Consider the following 15143-nt stretch of genomic DNA (forward strand, 5'->3'; position numbering starts at 1 on the left):
CTAGGACCGCCGCCTGATCTTCGATCCCAGCCACACCAGCGGGTCGTACTTGCGGTCGACGGCCCGCTCCTTCAGCGGGATCAGCGCGTTGTCGGTGATCTTGATGCCCTCGGGGCAGACCTCCGTGCAGCACTTGGTGATGTTGCAGTAGCCGAGGCCGTGCTCGTCCTGGGCGGTGCTCCTGCGGTCCAGGCCCGCCTCGGCCGCCGCGTCCAGGGGGTGCATGTCCAGCTCGGCGACGCGCATCAGGAAGCGGGGACCGGCGAACGCCGGCTTGTTCTCCTCGTGGTCGCGGACGACATGGCAGGTGTCCTGGCACAGGAAGCACTCGATGCACTTGCGGAACTCCTGCGGGCGGTCCACGTCCTCCTGCATCATGCGGTACTCGCCGGGCCCCAGCCCGGCCGGCGGGACGAACGCCGGGACCTGCCGGGCCTTGGCGTAGTTGAAGCCGACGTCCGTCACCAGGTCGCGGATGACGGGGAAGGCGCGCAGGGGGGTGACGGTGACCGTCTCGTCCCGGGCGAAGACGGACATGCGGGTCATGCACATCAGGCGTGGCCGTCCGTTGATCTCCGCCGAGCACGAACCGCACTTGCCCGCCTTGCAGTTCCAGCGCACGGCGAGGTCGGGGGCCTGGGTGGCCTGGAGGCGGTGGACGATGTCGAGGACCACCTCGCCGTCGTTCACCTCGACCGTGTAGTCCTTCAGGCCGCCGCCCCCGGCGTCCCCCCGCCACACCTGGAAGCGGGCCTCGTAGCCGCTCATTCGGTCAGCTCCTCTTCGGCCAGGTACTTGACCAGCTCCTCCTTCTCGAAGAGGGCGAGCAGGTCGGGGCGGATGGGTTCGGTGGTCTCGCGGGTGAGCCCGATGCGGCCGCGGGCCGGGTCGGGCGCCGGCAGGTCACCGGCCGGGCCCGGCGCCGCGCCCCCGTCCGCCGCGGGGCCCTCCGCCGCGCCCCCGTCCGCCGCGGGGCCCTCCGCCGCGGCCCCGTCCGCCGGGCCGGTGAGCCGGCACAGCAGGTTGATCCGGCGCCACCTGCGGTCCATCGACGGGAAGTCCTCGCGGGTGTGCCCGCCGCGCGACTCCGTGCGCTCCAGCGCGGCCCGCGCCACGCACTCGCTGACCAGCAGCATGTTCCGCAGGTCCAGGGCGAGGTGCCAGCCGGGGTTGAACTGCCGGTGCCCCTCGACGCCGGCCCGGCGCGCCCGGCCGCGCAGCTCGGCCAGCTTCTCCAGGGCCTGCTTCATCTCCGTCTCCCGGCGGATGATGCCGACCAGGTCGTTCATCGTCTGCTGGAGTTCCTGGTGGAGGGTGTACGGGTTCTCCGGCGGGCCGCCGGCCGGCTCCTCGGCCTGCGCCCCGGCGGAGAAGGGCCGCAGCGCCTCGGCGGCGGCGGCGCTCACCTGCCCGTCGTCCACCCGGGGGCGTGCCCCGGCCAGGCCCGCCGCGTACTCGGCGGCGTACCGGCCCGCCCGCCGCCCGAACACCAGCAGGTCGGACAGCGAGTTCCCGCCGAGCCGGTTGGAGCCGTGCATGCCGCCGGCGACCTCACCAGCCGCGTACAGCCCCGGCACCCCGCGCGCGGCGGCCGTGTCGGAGTCGACGGCAACGCCGCCCATCACGTAGTGACAGGTGGGCCCGACCTCCATCGCCTCCGCCGTGATGTCGACGTCGGCCAGCTCCTTGAACTGGTGGTACATGGAGGGCAGCCGCCGCTTGATCACCTCGGCGGGCATCCGGGTCGACACGTCGAGGAAGACACCGCCGTGCGGGGAGCCCCGGCCCTCCTTCACCTCGGTGTTGATGGCCCGCGCCACCTCGTCGCGGGGCAGCAGCTCGGGCGGGCGCCGGTTGCGGTCCGGGTCGTCGTACCAGCGGTCGGCCTCGTCCTCGGTCTCGGCGTACTTGTCCTTGAAGACGTCGGGGACATAGTCGAACATGAACCGCCTGCCGTCGCTGTTGCGCAGCACCCCGCCGTCGCCGCGCACCGACTCGGTGACGAGGATGCCCTTCACCGACGGCGGCCAGACCATGCCCGTCGGGTGGAACTGCACGAACTCCATGTTCAGCAGGGGCGCCCCCGCCAGCAGCGCCAGCGCGTGGCCGTCGCCGGTGTACTCCCACGAGTTCGACGTGACCTTGAAGGACTTGCCGATGCCGCCGGTGGCGATCACCACCGCGGGCGCCTCCAGGACGAAGAAGCGGCCGGTCTCGCGCTCGTAGGCGAAGACGCCGGACACCCGCTCGCCGTCCTTGAGGACCCGGGTGACCGTGCACTCCTGGAAGACCTTCAGCCGGGACTCGTAGTCGCCGGTCCTGCGGTGGTCCTCCTGCTGGAGCGCCACCACCTTCTGCTGGAGGGTGCGGATCAGCTCCAGGCCCGTGCGGTCGCCGACGTGCGCCAGGCGCGGGTACTCGTGGCCGCCGAAGTTGCGCTGCGAGATGCGGCCGTCCTCCGTGCGGTCGAACAGCGCGCCCCAGGTCTCCAGCTCCCACACCCGCTCGGGTGCCTCCCGGGCGTGCAGCTCCGCCATCCGCCACTGGTTGAGGAACTTGCCGCCGCGCAGGGTGTCGCGGAAGTGGACCTGCCAGTTGTCGCCCGCGTTGACGTTGCCCATCGCCGCCGCGATGCCGCCCTCGGCCATCACCGTGTGCGCCTTGCCGAACAGCGACTTGCAGATCACCGCCGTACGGGCGCCCCGCTCGCGCGCCTCGATCGCGGCGCGCAGCCCGGCGCCGCCCGCGCCCACCACGACGACGTCCCACTCCTGCCGGTCGGCCACGGACATCACAGGTCCTCACTCATCGGAGCTCATCAGAACAAGCGCGGGTCGTCGAAGACGCCGGACGCGACGAGGTACACGTAGAAGTCGGCGAGCGCCACGCTCACCAGGGACGCCCAGGCGAGCTGCATGTGCCGGGCGTTGAGCCTCCCCACCAGCCGCCACATGCGGTAGCGCACGGGGTGCTTCGAGAAGTGCCTGAGCTTGCCGCCGACGATGTGCCGGCAGGAGTGGCAGGACAGGGTGTACGCCCAGATCAGCCCGATGTTGACCAGGAAGACCAGCGTGCCCAGGCCCATGTGGCCCCACGCGTAGTGCTCGTCGCGGAAGGCGAGCACGGTGTCGTAGGTCAGGATGCCCGCGACGGGGATCGCCGCGTAGAAGAAGTACCGGTGGGCGTTCTGCAGGATCAGCGGGAAGCGGGTCTCGCCGGTGTACTTCCGGTGCGGCTCCGCGACCGCGCAGGCCGGCGGGGACGCCCAGAAGCCCCGGTAGTACGCCTTGCGGTAGTAGTAGCAGGTCAGGCGGAAGCCGAGCGGGAAGATCAGGATGATGATCGCGGGGGAGACGCCCCACCAGGTGCCGAAGATCTCCCAGTTCGGGCCGGAGCGCATCGGCACGCAGTTCTCCGCCAGGCACGGGGAGTAGAACGGCGAGACGTACGGCGCCGCGTAGTAGTCCGCGTTCGCGAAGGCCCGCCACGTCGAGTAGACGACGAAGGCCAGCAGTCCGGCGGCCGTGGCGGCCGGGGCCAGCCACCAGCGGTCGGTCCGCAGGTGCCGGGCGGCGATGGCGGCGCGCGCCGGGGTGTGGACGCCGCCGCGGGGGTGGGGTTCTGTGGCGGGGGGTGGTTCCGTACCGGTGGCCAAGGGGTGCCTCCCCTTACGGAAGGGTTCAGGGGGCTGGTCGAGGGGTCAGGGGGCGCGGCGGTCGCGGGCGCCGAGGCCCTCGTCGTCCGTGTCCGTCCACAGCGAGAGGTCGTAGGGCGCGTCGGAGATGGTGACGAGGTCGGGCCGTTTCTGCGGGGCCGCGGTCGCCGCCGCCTGCCGCAGCAGCGCGACGCTCTCCCGCAGGTGGTCGGCGTCGGTGCGGACCCGGCGGATCTCCAGGCCGCCGCTGCCGAGCTGCTGTTCCAGGCGGCCGACGGACCGGGACAGGTCGTCGAGGCAGCGCTGGACCGAGGTGAGTTCGTCGTGAACGGACATGACTTGCCCTCACTTCCGCGGGTCCTTCGAGGCCCAAGGCGGCAACGTTCATGCGCCTGCGAGTGTCGCGCGTCACACCGCGCCCTGGGAAGGGACGTGCACCGATTGGCCGAGGCACGTGGGCGCACACCCGGGAGCGCTGCGCCGGACGGGTGACCTTGCCGTCGGTGGCCGACGTGTCGCCCTGTGTTGCAGAACCCTTTCCTCTTCAGTGGCCGCATACATCTGATGAGCACCATATTGCCCCATATACGGCCAAAAGTGATCGTAACTCTCCTGGCCTTCCGGAGGTAGCAGAGATGTCCCACGTCGGCGCCGGACCGCGCGCGGTCACGCGCTCGGTCGCCTTCCTCACCGCGGGCGTGCTCGCGGTGCCCGCCCTCGCGGCCTGCACCTCCGAGGACGACGCGGCCGGCAAGCCGCTCGCCGCGCAGGACCTCGCCCCCGCCGCCCGCGCCCGCGTCGCCGACGGCGGCACCCTGCGCTGGGCCGTGGACTCCGTCCCCGACACCCTGAACACCTTCCAGGCGGACGCCGACGCGACCACCGCCCGCGTCGCCCAGGCCGTGCTGCCCTCGATGTACCGGACGGACGCCACCGGCCGCCCGGTGCGCAACCCCGACTACCTGGAGTCGGCGAAGGTCGTCGAGACCGAGCCCAAGCAGGTCGTCCTCTACAAGCTCAACCAGCAGGCCGTCTGGAGCGACGGCCGGGAGATCGGCGCCGCCGACTTCGCCGCCCAGTGGCGCGCCCTCTCCGGCCGCGACAGCGCCTACTGGACCGCCCGCAACGCCGGATACGAGCGCATCGAGAAGATCGAGCGCGGCCGGAACGACCTGGAGGTCCGGGTCACCTTCAGCCGCCCCTACGCCGACTGGAAGTCGCTGTTCACCCCGCTGTACCCGAAGGACGTCATGGGCACCCCGGACTCCTTCAACGACGGAGCGCGGCGGGAGCTGGAGGTCACCGCCGGCCCCTTCGCGGTCCGGGAGGTCGACCGCGAGGAGGACGAGGTGGTCCTCACCCGCAACCCGCGCTGGTGGGGCGACCAGGCCAAGCTGTCGCGGATCGTGCTGCGCGAGCTGCCCCGCGGCAAGCGGATGGCCGCGCTGGTGGCCGGCGAGGTCGACCTGGCCGAGATCGACCCGGACGCGGCCCGGGAGGTCGGGCTCTCGGCCGCGCCCCCGCGCCGCGCGAGCTCCGGCGCGCCGCTGATGGGCCCGGACGGCTCCCCGTCCGCGGACCCGGACGACGCGGCCCCGGACGGTGCGGGGGCGGGCGGCTCGGAGGGCTCGCCGCTCGCCGGTCCGGGCGGCACCCGGACGGCCGCCCGGGCCCTGCGCTCCTGGGCCGTGGCCAACGGCTCCGACGAGGAGGCCGCCTACGAGGAGACCCTCGCCCGCCAGGAGCGGAGCAAGGCCCGTGCCGCCCGGGAACGCCGGCAGCGGGCCCTGCGCGGCTACGAGGTGCGCAAGTCCCTGGAGCCTGCCTACACCCAGCTCGCCCTCAACGGCGCCGACGGCCCGCTCGCCGACGAACGGGTCCGCCGGGCCGTGGCCCGCGCCCTGGACCGCGAGGAACTCGCCCGGACCGTCCTGAAGCCCCTCGGCCTGCCCGCCGTGCCCGTCGGCAGTCACCTCGCGCTGGCCGGCCAGGCCGCCTACGCCGACGGCAGCGGGGCGCTCGGCGGCCAGGACACCAAGGAGGCGCGGGCCCTGCTCGCGGACGCCGGGTGGGTGCCGGGCGGGCCCGTGAAGGAGGGTGAGAAGACGGCCGGCGGGCAGCGCGAGGCGGCCGGGGAGGGGAAGGAGAAGGAGCGGGAGGAGTCGCCGGGCGGCGACGACGGGACGTACATCGTCGGGGAGGACAACAAGGGCGACAACGGCGACGAGGGTGACCGGGACAAGGAGAAGAAGGGGGAGAAGGGGAAGAAGGACGCCGACAAGAACGCCGAGAAGAGCAGGGGCGGGGAGAACAAGGCGCAGGGCAGCGCCCCCGGCGCCTACGCCCCGAAGGGCACCGCCGCCCCGGCGGACCCGGCGTCGGCACCGCTCGCCAAGAGCGGCAAGCCGCTCACGCTCCGTTTCGTCGTCCCCTCCGGCTCCGGCTCCCGGTCGCTGCGCACGGTGGCGGACCGCATCTCCCGCATGCTGGAGCGGGTCGGCATCCGCACCGACCTCGTCAAGGTCTCCGACGCGAGCTACTTCAAGGACCACATCGCGTCCGGCCAGTACGACCTCGCCCTGTACTCCTGGCCCGCCTCCGCCTTCCCCGCCACCGACGCGCGCCCCATCTACGCCAAGCCGGTCCCGGCCGCCGACGGCTCCCTGAACGTCGAGCAGAACTACACCCGGGTCGGCACCGATCAGGTCGACCAGCTCTTCGACCAGGCCCTCGCGACGCTGGACGAGGAGGAGTCCCGCGCGCTGCTGCGCAAGGCCGACTCCCGCATCTGGGCGGCGGCCGGCTCCCTCCCCCTCTACCAGCGCCCCCAGCTCGTCGCCGCGCGCAAGAACCTCGCCAACGCCGGCGCCTTCGGCTTCGAGACGCCGGTGTACGAGGACATGGGCTTCCTGAAGAAGGGCGCCCAGGGGGCGCGGCCGTCGGCGAGCCCGTCGACCGGGCCGCGCGCGTGAGCCGGACGGACGGGCCGCGCGCGTGAGCCGGAGGGGTGAGCCGGTGCCGTGCGCCGGACGGGTGAGCCGGCTGCCGTGAGCTGCGCCGACGTACCCGGCAAGCCGTCCCGGCGGCGGCCCCGTACCATGGGGTGAGGCCGTGGCATGTTCAGCCCGGCAGGGCCCGCGCAACACAGACGTACGCGCAGGGCATTCCTCACACTCCGGGAGTACGCCGCAATATGGCCGTGTCCACCACACGTCATGACATCCGCAACGTCGCCATCGTCGCCCACGTCGACCACGGCAAGACCACCATCGTCGACGGCATGCTGAAGCAGGCCGGCGCCTTCGCCGCCCACCAGCTCGACTCCGTCGACGACCGCATGATGGACTCGAACGACCTGGAGCGTGAGAAGGGCATCACGATCCTCGCCAAGAACACCGCGGTGAAGTACCACCCGAAGGACGGCGGGGACCCGATCACCATCAACATCATCGACACCCCCGGCCACGCCGACTTCGGCGGCGAGGTCGAGCGCGGCCTGTCGATGGTGGACGGCGTCGTCCTGCTGGTGGACGCCTCCGAGGGCCCGCTGCCGCAGACCCGCTTCGTGCTGCGCAAGGCGCTCCAGGCCCGGCTGCCGATCATCCTGTGCATCAACAAGACGGACCGTCCCGACGCCCGGATCGACGAGGTCGTCAACGAGACCTACGACCTCTTCCTCGACCTGGACGCCGACGAGGAGCAGATCGAGTTCCCGATCGTCTACGCCTGCGGCCGGGACGGCGTCGCCTCCCTGACCAAGCCGGAGGACGGCACGGTCCCGTCCGACTCCACCTCCCTGGAGCCGTTCTTCTCCACGATCCTGGAGCACATCCCGGCCCCCACCTACGAGGAGGGCGCCCCGCTCCAGGCCCACGTGACCAACCTGGACGCCGACAACTTCCTCGGCCGTATCGCGCTGCTCCGCGTCCACCAGGGCGAGCTGAAGAAGGGCCAGACGGTCGCGTGGATGAAGCGCGACGGGTCCGTGCAGAACGTGCGCATCAGCGAGCTGATGATGACCGAGGCGCTCACCCGCAAGCCCGCCGAGAAGGCCGGCCCCGGTGACATCTGCGCGGTCGCCGGCATCCCGGACATCATGATCGGCGAGACGCTCGCGGACCCGGAGAACCCGGTTCCGCTGCCGCTGATCACGGTCGACGAGCCCGCGATCTCCATGACCATCGGCACCAACACCTCCCCGCTGGTCGGCCGCGGCGGCTCCGGCAAGGGCGCCGACGCGAAGGCGGCCGTCAAGGACCGCAAGGTCACCGCCCGCCAGGTCAAGGACCGCCTGGACCGCGAGCTGATCGGCAACGTCTCGCTGCGCGTGCTGGAGACCGACCGTCCCGACGCCTGGGAGGTACAGGGCCGCGGCGAGCTGGCGCTGGCCATCCTGGTCGAGCAGATGCGCCGCGAGGGCTACGAGCTGACCGTCGGCAAGCCGCAGGTCGTCACCAAGGAGGTCGACGGCAAGGTCTACGAGCCGGTCGAGCGCATGACGATCGACGTGCCCGAGGAGCACATGGGCGCGGTCACGCAGCTCATGGGCGTCCGCAAGGGCCGCATGGACAACATGTCCAACCACGGCTCCGGCTGGGTGCGCATGGAGTTCGTCGTGCCCTCCCGCGGCCTGATCGGCTTCCGGACGGAGTTCCTGACCCAGACCCGCGGCACCGGTATCGCGCACTCCATCCACGAGGGCCACGAGCCCTGGTTCGGCACCCTCACCACCCGTAACAACGGCTCGCTGGTCGCCGACCGCGCCGGTGTCGTCACCGCGTTCGCGATGACCAACCTCCAGGAGCGCGGCGTGCTGTTCGTGGAGCCCGGCACCGAGGTGTACGAGGGCATGATCGTCGGTGAGAACTCCCGCTCCGACGACATGGACGTCAACATCACCAAGGAGAAGAAGCTCACCAACATGCGGTCGTCCACGGCCGACGTGGCCGAGTCGATCGTCCCGCCGCGCAAGCTGTCGCTGGAGCAGTCGCTGGAGTTCTGCCGCGACGACGAGTGCGTCGAGGTCACCCCGGAGGCCGTGCGCATCCGCAAGGTGAACCTGGACGCCCGCGAGCGCGCCCGCGCCGCCTCGCGCGCCAAGCACGGCTGACGCCGGCCCGCGCCACCGCACGACGGCAGGCCGGCTCCCGTCCCCTCCGGGACGGGAGCCGGCCTCTTGCGTATGCCGCCAAGTGGGCCTGGCCCCGCGCCAGTTGGTCTCGATCCGGCGGAAGGCGTGCCGGTCCGGCCGCGCTGTGGCTACCCTGCTCCTGCTCACGCGCGGTGGCCGTCCGGGCGGCCTCCGTCATCGGTGAGGGCGGGCTTCCGCTCCCGCGCAACTCATTAAGTCGGCACCGACGTCCGGTATCCGGTGACCTTCGGCCGATAGATATGTAACACGTCCGTTTCGCGGTCATCTATCTACGATTGATTTGCCCGGATTTCGGGAGAAGTACGTGTCAGGTGTGATCGAACCGAGACCGAAGAACTGTGGTCGAGACCGCCGCCGTGGCTAATAGTTGACCGCGTAGAGCTCGGGTCAATGGGTCACGCGCTGTGGGGAGCGCCGACTCACGAGCACACTGGGGGCCGCACGAATCCTCGCCAGATGGCGGAATCTACGCGCGTGCCCCCTCGCGGTGAACAAGTGGACTCATGAGGAGGAGCCCCATGCGTGGTGCCAGGAGCGCCAAGTGGGTTGCCATGGCCGGTGTCGTCGCGCTGGCTGCGACCGCCTGTGGCGGCGGCGGCAGCGGTAGCGACAACGCCAACCGGGAGATCGACCCGAACGGCATCGTCACCTACGCGAACGGCGAGCCGCAGAACCCGCTGCAGCCGGCCAACACGATGGAGGCCTACGGCTCCGTCACCATCGAGGCGATCTTCGCCGGTCTCGTCGACTACACCGACGACGGCAAGATCTCGATGACCAACGCCGAGTCCGTCACGCCGGACAAGGCCAACAAGGTGTGGACGGTCAAGCTCAAGAAGGGCTGGAAGTTCCACAACGGCGAAGAGGTCACGGCCAAGTCCTACGTGGACGCCTGGAACTGGGCCGCCAACGTCAAGAACAACCAGGTCAACTCCTCCTGGTTCTCGGACATCGAGGGCTACGCCGACGTCCACCCGGAGAAGGGCGCGCCCAAGAAGGACGCCATGTCCGGGCTGAAGGTCGTCGACGACCACACCTTCACCATCACGCTCACCACGGGCATCCCGTACTTCAACTACAAGCTCGCCTACCCGGTCTTCTCGCCGCTCCCGAGCGGCTTCTTCAAGGACCCCGAGGGCTACGGCGAGAAGCCGGTCGGCAACGGCCCCTACAAGTTCAAGTCCTGGGAGCACAAGAAGTCGATCCAGCTCGTCCGGAACGACGACTACAAGGGCCCGGACAAGGCGAAGAACGGCGGCATCAACCTCAAGGCGTACACGTCCGACACGGCCGCGTACAACGACCTGGTGTCGAACAACGTCGACTCCATGCCGATCGTGCCCAACTCCGAGCTCGCCAACTACAAGGAAGACCTCGGCGACCGGGCCATCGAGCAGGACTACGCGGCGATCAACACGATCAACCCGGCCTTCTACACCAAGCAGTGGAAGGACATCGACGTCAAGGTCCTGCAGGGCCTGTCGATGGCGATCGACCGCGACACCATCAACAAGACCGTCTTCTACGGCACGCGCGAGTCGGCCACCGGCTGGGTCGCCAAGGGCGTGCTGGGCTACCAGCCGGGCGCCTGCGGCGAGTACTGCAAGTACGACCCGAAGCGCGCCAAGGAGCTCATCGAGGAAGGCGGCGGCGTCCCCGGCAACAAGATCTCCATCCAGTACAACGCCGACCAGCCGCACAAGGACTGGGTCGTCGCCGTCTGCAACTCCATCAAGAAGGCGACCGGCGTCGAGTGCGAGGGTGACGCCAAGACGGACTTCCAGGCCGACCTGGAGACCCGTGACGCCAAGAAGGTCAAGTCGTTCTACCGCTCCGGCTGGGTGCTCGACTACCCCTTCAACGGCAACTTCCTCCGCGACCTGTACAGCACCGGCGTGGCCGGCAACAAGGGCGACTTCTCGGACAAGAAGTTCGACGACCTGGTGAAGAAGGCCGACGCGGCCGCCACCACCGAAGAGTCCGCGAAGCTCTACCAGGAGGCCGAGAAGGAGCTGCAGAACAGCTTCCCGGGCATCCCGCTCTGGTACAACCGCACGATCTCCGGCCACTCGGAGAACGTGAAGAACATGAAGTTCGGCCAGGACGGCGACCCGATCTTCACCGAGGTCGAGGTCTACAAGAAGTAATCCAGCCGGGGCAGTTGACCCGCAGCGCAGGCCGGTGACCCCGGCCTGCGCTGCGGTCGGCTCCGCTATGGACGGAGGCACGATGGGGCGCTATGTCGCGCGGCGACTGCTCCAGATGATCCCGGTCTTCCTCGGGACAACCCTGCTCATCTTCCTGATGGTGAACGTGCTGCCCGGTGATCCGGTGGCGGCGCTCTGGGGAGACAAGCCGCCGGACCCGGCGCAGATGGCGCAGATCAAGCACGACCTCGGGCTCGACCTGCCGCTGTGGCAGCAGTACCTGCACTACCTCGGCAACCTGCTCCAGGGCGACTTCGGTTCGACGATCGCCGGCAACCGGCCGGTCATCGACGAGATGACGGGCGCGTTCCCGGTCTCCATCCGCCTCGCGCTGATGGCGTTCGTCTTCGAGATGGTCGTCGGCATCTTCTTCGGCGTGCTCGCCGGCGTGAAGCGCGGCAAGATGATCGACACCGGTGTCACGGTCTTCACCCTGCTGGTGATCTCCGTTCCGGTCTTCGTGCTCGGCCTGCTCGGCCAGCAGATCTTCGGTACCCAGCTCGGCTGGGTGAAGCCGAACGTCTCGGAGTCCCCGACCCTGGGAGAGCTGCTGCTGCCCGCGCTGGTGCTCGGCTCGCTCTCGCTGGCCTACGTCGCCCGGCTCACCCGTACCTCGATCGCCGAGAACGCGCGCGCCGACTACATGCGCACGGCCATCGCCAAGGGGCTGCCGCAGCGCCGCATCGTCTCGGTGCACCTGCTGCGCAACTCCCTGATCCCGGTGGTCACCTACCTCGGCACCGACATCGGTTCGCTGATGGCGGGCGCCGTCGTCACCGAGGGCATCTTCAACGTGCAGGGCGTCGGCAACCTGCTCTTCGATGCGCTCGCCCGCCGCGAGGGCACGGTCGTCGTCGGGTGTGTGACGGTCTTCGTCCTCATCTACCTCGCCGCCAACCTGCTCGTCGACCTGCTCTACGCGGTGCTGGACCCGAGGATTCGCTATGCCTGAGAACACCGTGAAGCCGCAGAAGACCGGCTCCGGCACGGCCGTCGAGGAGCCCGCGGGCGCCGTCGGCGCCACCGCCGCGGAGGCCGGTCCCGCCCAGGACAAGCCGCGCTCGCTCGCCGCCGACGCCTGGGCCGACCTCGTCCGCCGGCCACTGTTCGTCATCTCCGCGGTACTGATCGCGTTCCTGCTGGTGATGGCGGCCTTCCCGTCGCTGTTCAGCAGCACGGACCCGACCGCCGGCGACCTGAGCGCGCACTTCCTGGACAAGCCGAACCTCGGCCACTTCTTCCAGGCGGACTGGTTCGGCTACGACAACCAGGGCCGGTCCATCTACGCCCGCGTCGTCTACGGGGCCCGGGTGTCGATCATGGTCGGCGTCGGGGTGACCCTGCTGGTCACCGTGTTCGGCGGCCTGATCGGCATGCTCGCCGGCTACTTCGGCGGCGTCTGGGACACCCTGCTGTCCCGCATCACCGACGTGTTCTTCGGCATCCCGTTCATCCTCGGCGCGATGGTGGTGCTCAACGCGTTCACCGAACGCACCGTGTGGACCGTCATCGGGGCCCTCGCGTTCCTCGGCTGGACCACCATCGCGCGCGTCATGCGCGGTGCGGTGGTCACCGCCAAGCACGCGGACTACGTGGTCGCCGCCCGGGCGCTCGGCGCCGGGACCGGACGGATCCTGTTCAAGCACATCCTGCCGAACGCGATCGCGCCGGTGATCGTCGTCGCCACCATCCAGCTCGGTGTCTACATCGTCGCCGAGTCGACGCTGTCGTTCCTGGGTCTGGGCCTGGGCACCAACGAGGTCTCGTGGGGCGGCGACATCGACACCGCCACCGACCACATCCGCAACGCACCGCACCTGCTGTTCTTCCCGGCGGGCATGCTCAGCCTCACGGTGCTGGCGTTCATCATGCTCGGCGACGCTGTACGCGAAGCCCTCGACCCGAAGCTGCGCTGAGGGAGGCGTACATGACCACCACCACGCCCGCGAACGTCCCCGTCCCCCGCTCGGGCGAGGACGACGGCGGCACGCTGCTCGAAGTGCGGGACCTGCACGTCGAGTTCCACACCCGTGACGGTGTCGTCAAGGCCGTCAACGGCGTCAACTACTCCGTCAACGCCGGCGAGACCCTCGCGGTGCTCGGCGAGTCCGGCTCCGGCAAGTCCGTGACCGCCCAGGCGATCATGGGCATCCTCGACATGCCGCCGGGGAGGATCCCGCAGGGCGAGATCCTCTTCCGCGGCCAGGACATGCTGAAGATGCCGGGCGAGGAGCGCCGGAAGCTGCGCGGCAGCAAGATCGCGATGATCTTCCAGGACGCGCTGTCGTCGCTCAACCCCGTGCTCTCGGTGGGCTACCAGCTCGGCGAGATGTACCGCGTCCACCAGGGCCTGAGCAAGAAGGACGCCAAGGCCAAGGCCATCGAGCTGATGGACCGGGTGAAGATCCCCGCCGCCAAGGAGCGCGTCGGCGACTACCCGCACCAGTTCTCCGGCGGTATGCGCCAGCGCATCATGATCGCGATGGCGCTCGCCCTGGAACCGGACCTGATCATCGCGGACGAGCCGACCACGGCCCTCGACGTGACCGTGCAGGCCCAGGTCATGGACCTCCTCGCCGAACTGCAGCGGGAGTACAACATGGGCCTGATCCTGATCACCCACGACCTGGGTGTCGTCGCGGACGTCGCCGACAAGATCGCGGTGATGTACGCGGGACGGATCGTCGAGCAGGCGCCCGTGCACGAGCTGTACAAGCGCCCGGCCCACCCGTACACCCGGGGTCTGCTCGACTCGATCCCGCGCCTGGACCAGAAGGGCCAGGAGCTGTACGCGATCAAGGGACTGCCGCCCAACCTCCTGAAGATCCCGAGTGGCTGCGCGTTCAACCCGCGGTGCCCCAAGGCGCAGGACATCTGCCGCACCGACGTTCCGCCGCTGGTGCAGGTGACCGAGCGGGACGGCACCGAGATCGCCGGGCGCGCCAGCGCCTGCCACTTCTGGAAGGAGACGATCCATGGCTGAGACCGGCAAGAACGGGGAGCCGCAGGACGCCACACCGAACGTCTCCGAGGTCGAGGTCGTCGACGCCGCGACCGAGACCGACGCGGTGGCCGCCCTCGAGGCGCCGGTCGGCCGGGGCGAGCCGATCCTCCAGGTCCGCAACCTGGTGAAGCACTTCCCGCTCACCCAGGGCATCCTGATCAAGAAGCAGGTCGGCGCGGTCAAGGCGGTCGACGGGATCTCCTTCGACCTCCACCAGGGCGAGACCCTGGGCATCGTGGGCGAGTCCGGCTGCGGCAAGTCCACCGTCGCCAAGCTCCTGATGATGCTGGAGACGGCGACCGCGGGCGAGATCTTCTACAAGGGCCAGGACATCACCAAGCTGTCCGGGCGCGCCCTGAAGGCCGTACGCCGCAACATCCAGATGGTGTTCCAGGACCCCTACACGTCCCTGAACCCCCGGATGACGGTGGGCGACATCATCGGGGAGCCCTTCGAGATCCACCCCGAGGCGGCCCCGAAGGGCGACCGGCGCCGCAAGGTGCAGGAGCTGCTGGACGTGGTCGGGCTCAACCCCGAGTACATCAACCGCTACCCGCACCAGTTCTCCGGCGGCCAGCGCCAGCGCATCGGCATCGCCCGCGGCCTCGCGCTCAACCCGGAGATCATCATCTGCGACGAGCCGGTGTCGGCGCTGGACGTGTCCGTCCAGGCGCAGGTCATCAACCTGATGGAGAAGCTCCAGGACGAGTTCAACCTCTCCTACCTCTTCATCGCCCACGACCTGTCGATCGTCCGGCACATCTCCGACCGCGTCGGCGTGATGTACCTCGGCAAGATGGCCGAGATCGGCACCGACGCGGAGATCTACGACCACCCCACGCACCCGTACACCCAGGCGCTGCTCTCCGCCGTCCCGGTCCCCGACCCGGAGACCCGGGAGGGGCGCGAGCGGATCATCCTCACCGGCGACGTGCCGTCCCCGGCCAACCCGCCCTCGGGCTGCCGCTTCCGCACCCGCTGCTGGAAGGCCCAGGACAAGTGCGCCGAGGAGGTCCCGCTGCTCGCGATCCCCGAGCGCTTCCGGGGCACGGACTCCCCGGCGGCCCACGAGTCGGCCTGCCACTTCGCGGAGGAGAAGGACGTGGTCCACGCGGCCTGACCTCC

At 70.0% G+C, this 15143-nt stretch carries 11 protein-coding genes; 7 read left to right on the forward strand and 4 right to left on the reverse strand.

What is annotated here, in order from left to right:
- Genes ABZ340_RS22560 through ABZ340_RS22575 form a run of 4 tightly spaced genes read right to left on the reverse strand, consistent with a single transcriptional unit; the run spans position 1 to position 3991 of the window.
- On the reverse strand, positions 1–768 hold the full coding sequence (locus tag ABZ340_RS22560) for a succinate dehydrogenase/fumarate reductase iron-sulfur subunit (RefSeq protein WP_358783596.1): 768 nt from the start codon (positions 766–768) through the stop codon (positions 1–3).
- The gene (locus tag ABZ340_RS22565; RefSeq protein ID WP_358783597.1) at positions 765–2792 is read right to left on the reverse strand and encodes a fumarate reductase/succinate dehydrogenase flavoprotein subunit; all 2028 of its coding nucleotides are present in this window, start codon (positions 2790–2792) and stop codon (positions 765–767) included. The genes ABZ340_RS22560 and ABZ340_RS22565 overlap by 4 nt, the downstream gene beginning before the upstream one ends.
- A gap of 26 nt (positions 2793–2818) precedes the next feature.
- Complete coding sequence (locus tag ABZ340_RS22570; protein ID WP_358783598.1) at positions 2819–3655, reverse strand: hypothetical protein; 837 nt, start codon at positions 3653–3655, stop codon at positions 2819–2821.
- A gap of 45 nt (positions 3656–3700) precedes the next feature.
- Positions 3701–3991: a hypothetical protein gene (locus ABZ340_RS22575; RefSeq protein ID WP_358783599.1), complete on the reverse strand. Its 291-nt coding sequence runs from the start codon at positions 3989–3991 to the stop codon at positions 3701–3703.
- Between the two features lie 299 nt (positions 3992–4290).
- Between ABZ340_RS22575 and ABZ340_RS22580 the strand changes: the two genes are divergently transcribed.
- From ABZ340_RS22580 to ABZ340_RS22610, 7 genes are all read left to right on the forward strand, one after another.
- Positions 4291–6627, forward strand: a complete 2337-nt coding sequence (locus ABZ340_RS22580; RefSeq protein WP_358783600.1) for an ABC transporter family substrate-binding protein — start codon at positions 4291–4293, stop codon at positions 6625–6627.
- Positions 6628–6848: 221 nt separating this feature from the next.
- Complete coding sequence (typA, locus tag ABZ340_RS22585) at positions 6849–8765, forward strand: translational GTPase TypA (protein WP_358783601.1); 1917 nt, start codon at positions 6849–6851, stop codon at positions 8763–8765.
- A 560-nt stretch (positions 8766–9325) separates the two neighbouring features.
- Positions 9326–10954: an ABC transporter substrate-binding protein gene (locus ABZ340_RS22590; RefSeq protein WP_358783602.1), complete on the forward strand. Its 1629-nt coding sequence runs from the start codon at positions 9326–9328 to the stop codon at positions 10952–10954.
- A gap of 82 nt (positions 10955–11036) precedes the next feature.
- Positions 11037–11966 (forward strand): ABC transporter permease, encoded by a 930-nt coding sequence (locus tag ABZ340_RS22595; RefSeq protein ID WP_358783603.1) that lies wholly within the window; start codon positions 11037–11039, stop codon positions 11964–11966.
- Complete coding sequence (locus ABZ340_RS22600; protein ID WP_358783604.1) at positions 11959–12930, forward strand: ABC transporter permease; 972 nt, start codon at positions 11959–11961, stop codon at positions 12928–12930. Before ABZ340_RS22595 ends, ABZ340_RS22600 begins: the two co-directional genes overlap by 8 nt.
- Positions 12931–12941: 11 nt before the next feature.
- Positions 12942–13997, forward strand: coding sequence for an ABC transporter ATP-binding protein (locus ABZ340_RS22605; RefSeq protein ID WP_358783605.1), 1056 nt, complete (start codon positions 12942–12944; stop codon positions 13995–13997).
- On the forward strand, positions 13990–15138 hold the full coding sequence (locus ABZ340_RS22610) for a dipeptide ABC transporter ATP-binding protein (protein WP_358783606.1): 1149 nt from the start codon (positions 13990–13992) through the stop codon (positions 15136–15138). Before ABZ340_RS22605 ends, ABZ340_RS22610 begins: the two co-directional genes overlap by 8 nt.
- Positions 15139–15143: the final 5 nt, after the last annotated feature.

This window comes from Streptomyces sp. NPDC006134 (assembly GCF_040628835.1).
Taxonomy (GTDB): Bacteria; Actinomycetota; Actinomycetes; order Streptomycetales; family Streptomycetaceae; genus Streptomyces.

Excerpts from the sequence above, each read along its gene's own strand:
- ABZ340_RS22590 (WP_358783602.1), top strand. The coding sequence starts at position 9,326 with ATGCGTGGTGCCAGGAGCGCCAAGTGGGTTGCCATGGCCGGTGTCGTC.
- ABZ340_RS22565 (WP_358783597.1), bottom strand. The coding sequence starts at position 2,792 with ATGTCCGTGGCCGACCGGCAGGAGTGGGACGTCGTCGTGGTGGGCGCG.
- typA (WP_358783601.1), top strand. The coding sequence starts at position 6,849 with ATGGCCGTGTCCACCACACGTCATGACATCCGCAACGTCGCCATCGTC.
- ABZ340_RS22600 (WP_358783604.1), top strand. The coding sequence starts at position 11,959 with ATGCCTGAGAACACCGTGAAGCCGCAGAAGACCGGCTCCGGCACGGCC.
- ABZ340_RS22605 (WP_358783605.1), top strand. The coding sequence starts at position 12,942 with ATGACCACCACCACGCCCGCGAACGTCCCCGTCCCCCGCTCGGGCGAG.
- ABZ340_RS22580 (WP_358783600.1), top strand. The coding sequence starts at position 4,291 with ATGTCCCACGTCGGCGCCGGACCGCGCGCGGTCACGCGCTCGGTCGCC.
- ABZ340_RS22595 (WP_358783603.1), top strand. The coding sequence starts at position 11,037 with ATGGGGCGCTATGTCGCGCGGCGACTGCTCCAGATGATCCCGGTCTTC.
- ABZ340_RS22575 (WP_358783599.1), bottom strand. The coding sequence starts at position 3,991 with ATGTCCGTTCACGACGAACTCACCTCGGTCCAGCGCTGCCTCGACGAC.
- ABZ340_RS22610 (WP_358783606.1), top strand. The coding sequence starts at position 13,990 with ATGGCTGAGACCGGCAAGAACGGGGAGCCGCAGGACGCCACACCGAAC.
- ABZ340_RS22560 (WP_358783596.1), bottom strand. The coding sequence starts at position 768 with ATGAGCGGCTACGAGGCCCGCTTCCAGGTGTGGCGGGGGGACGCCGGG.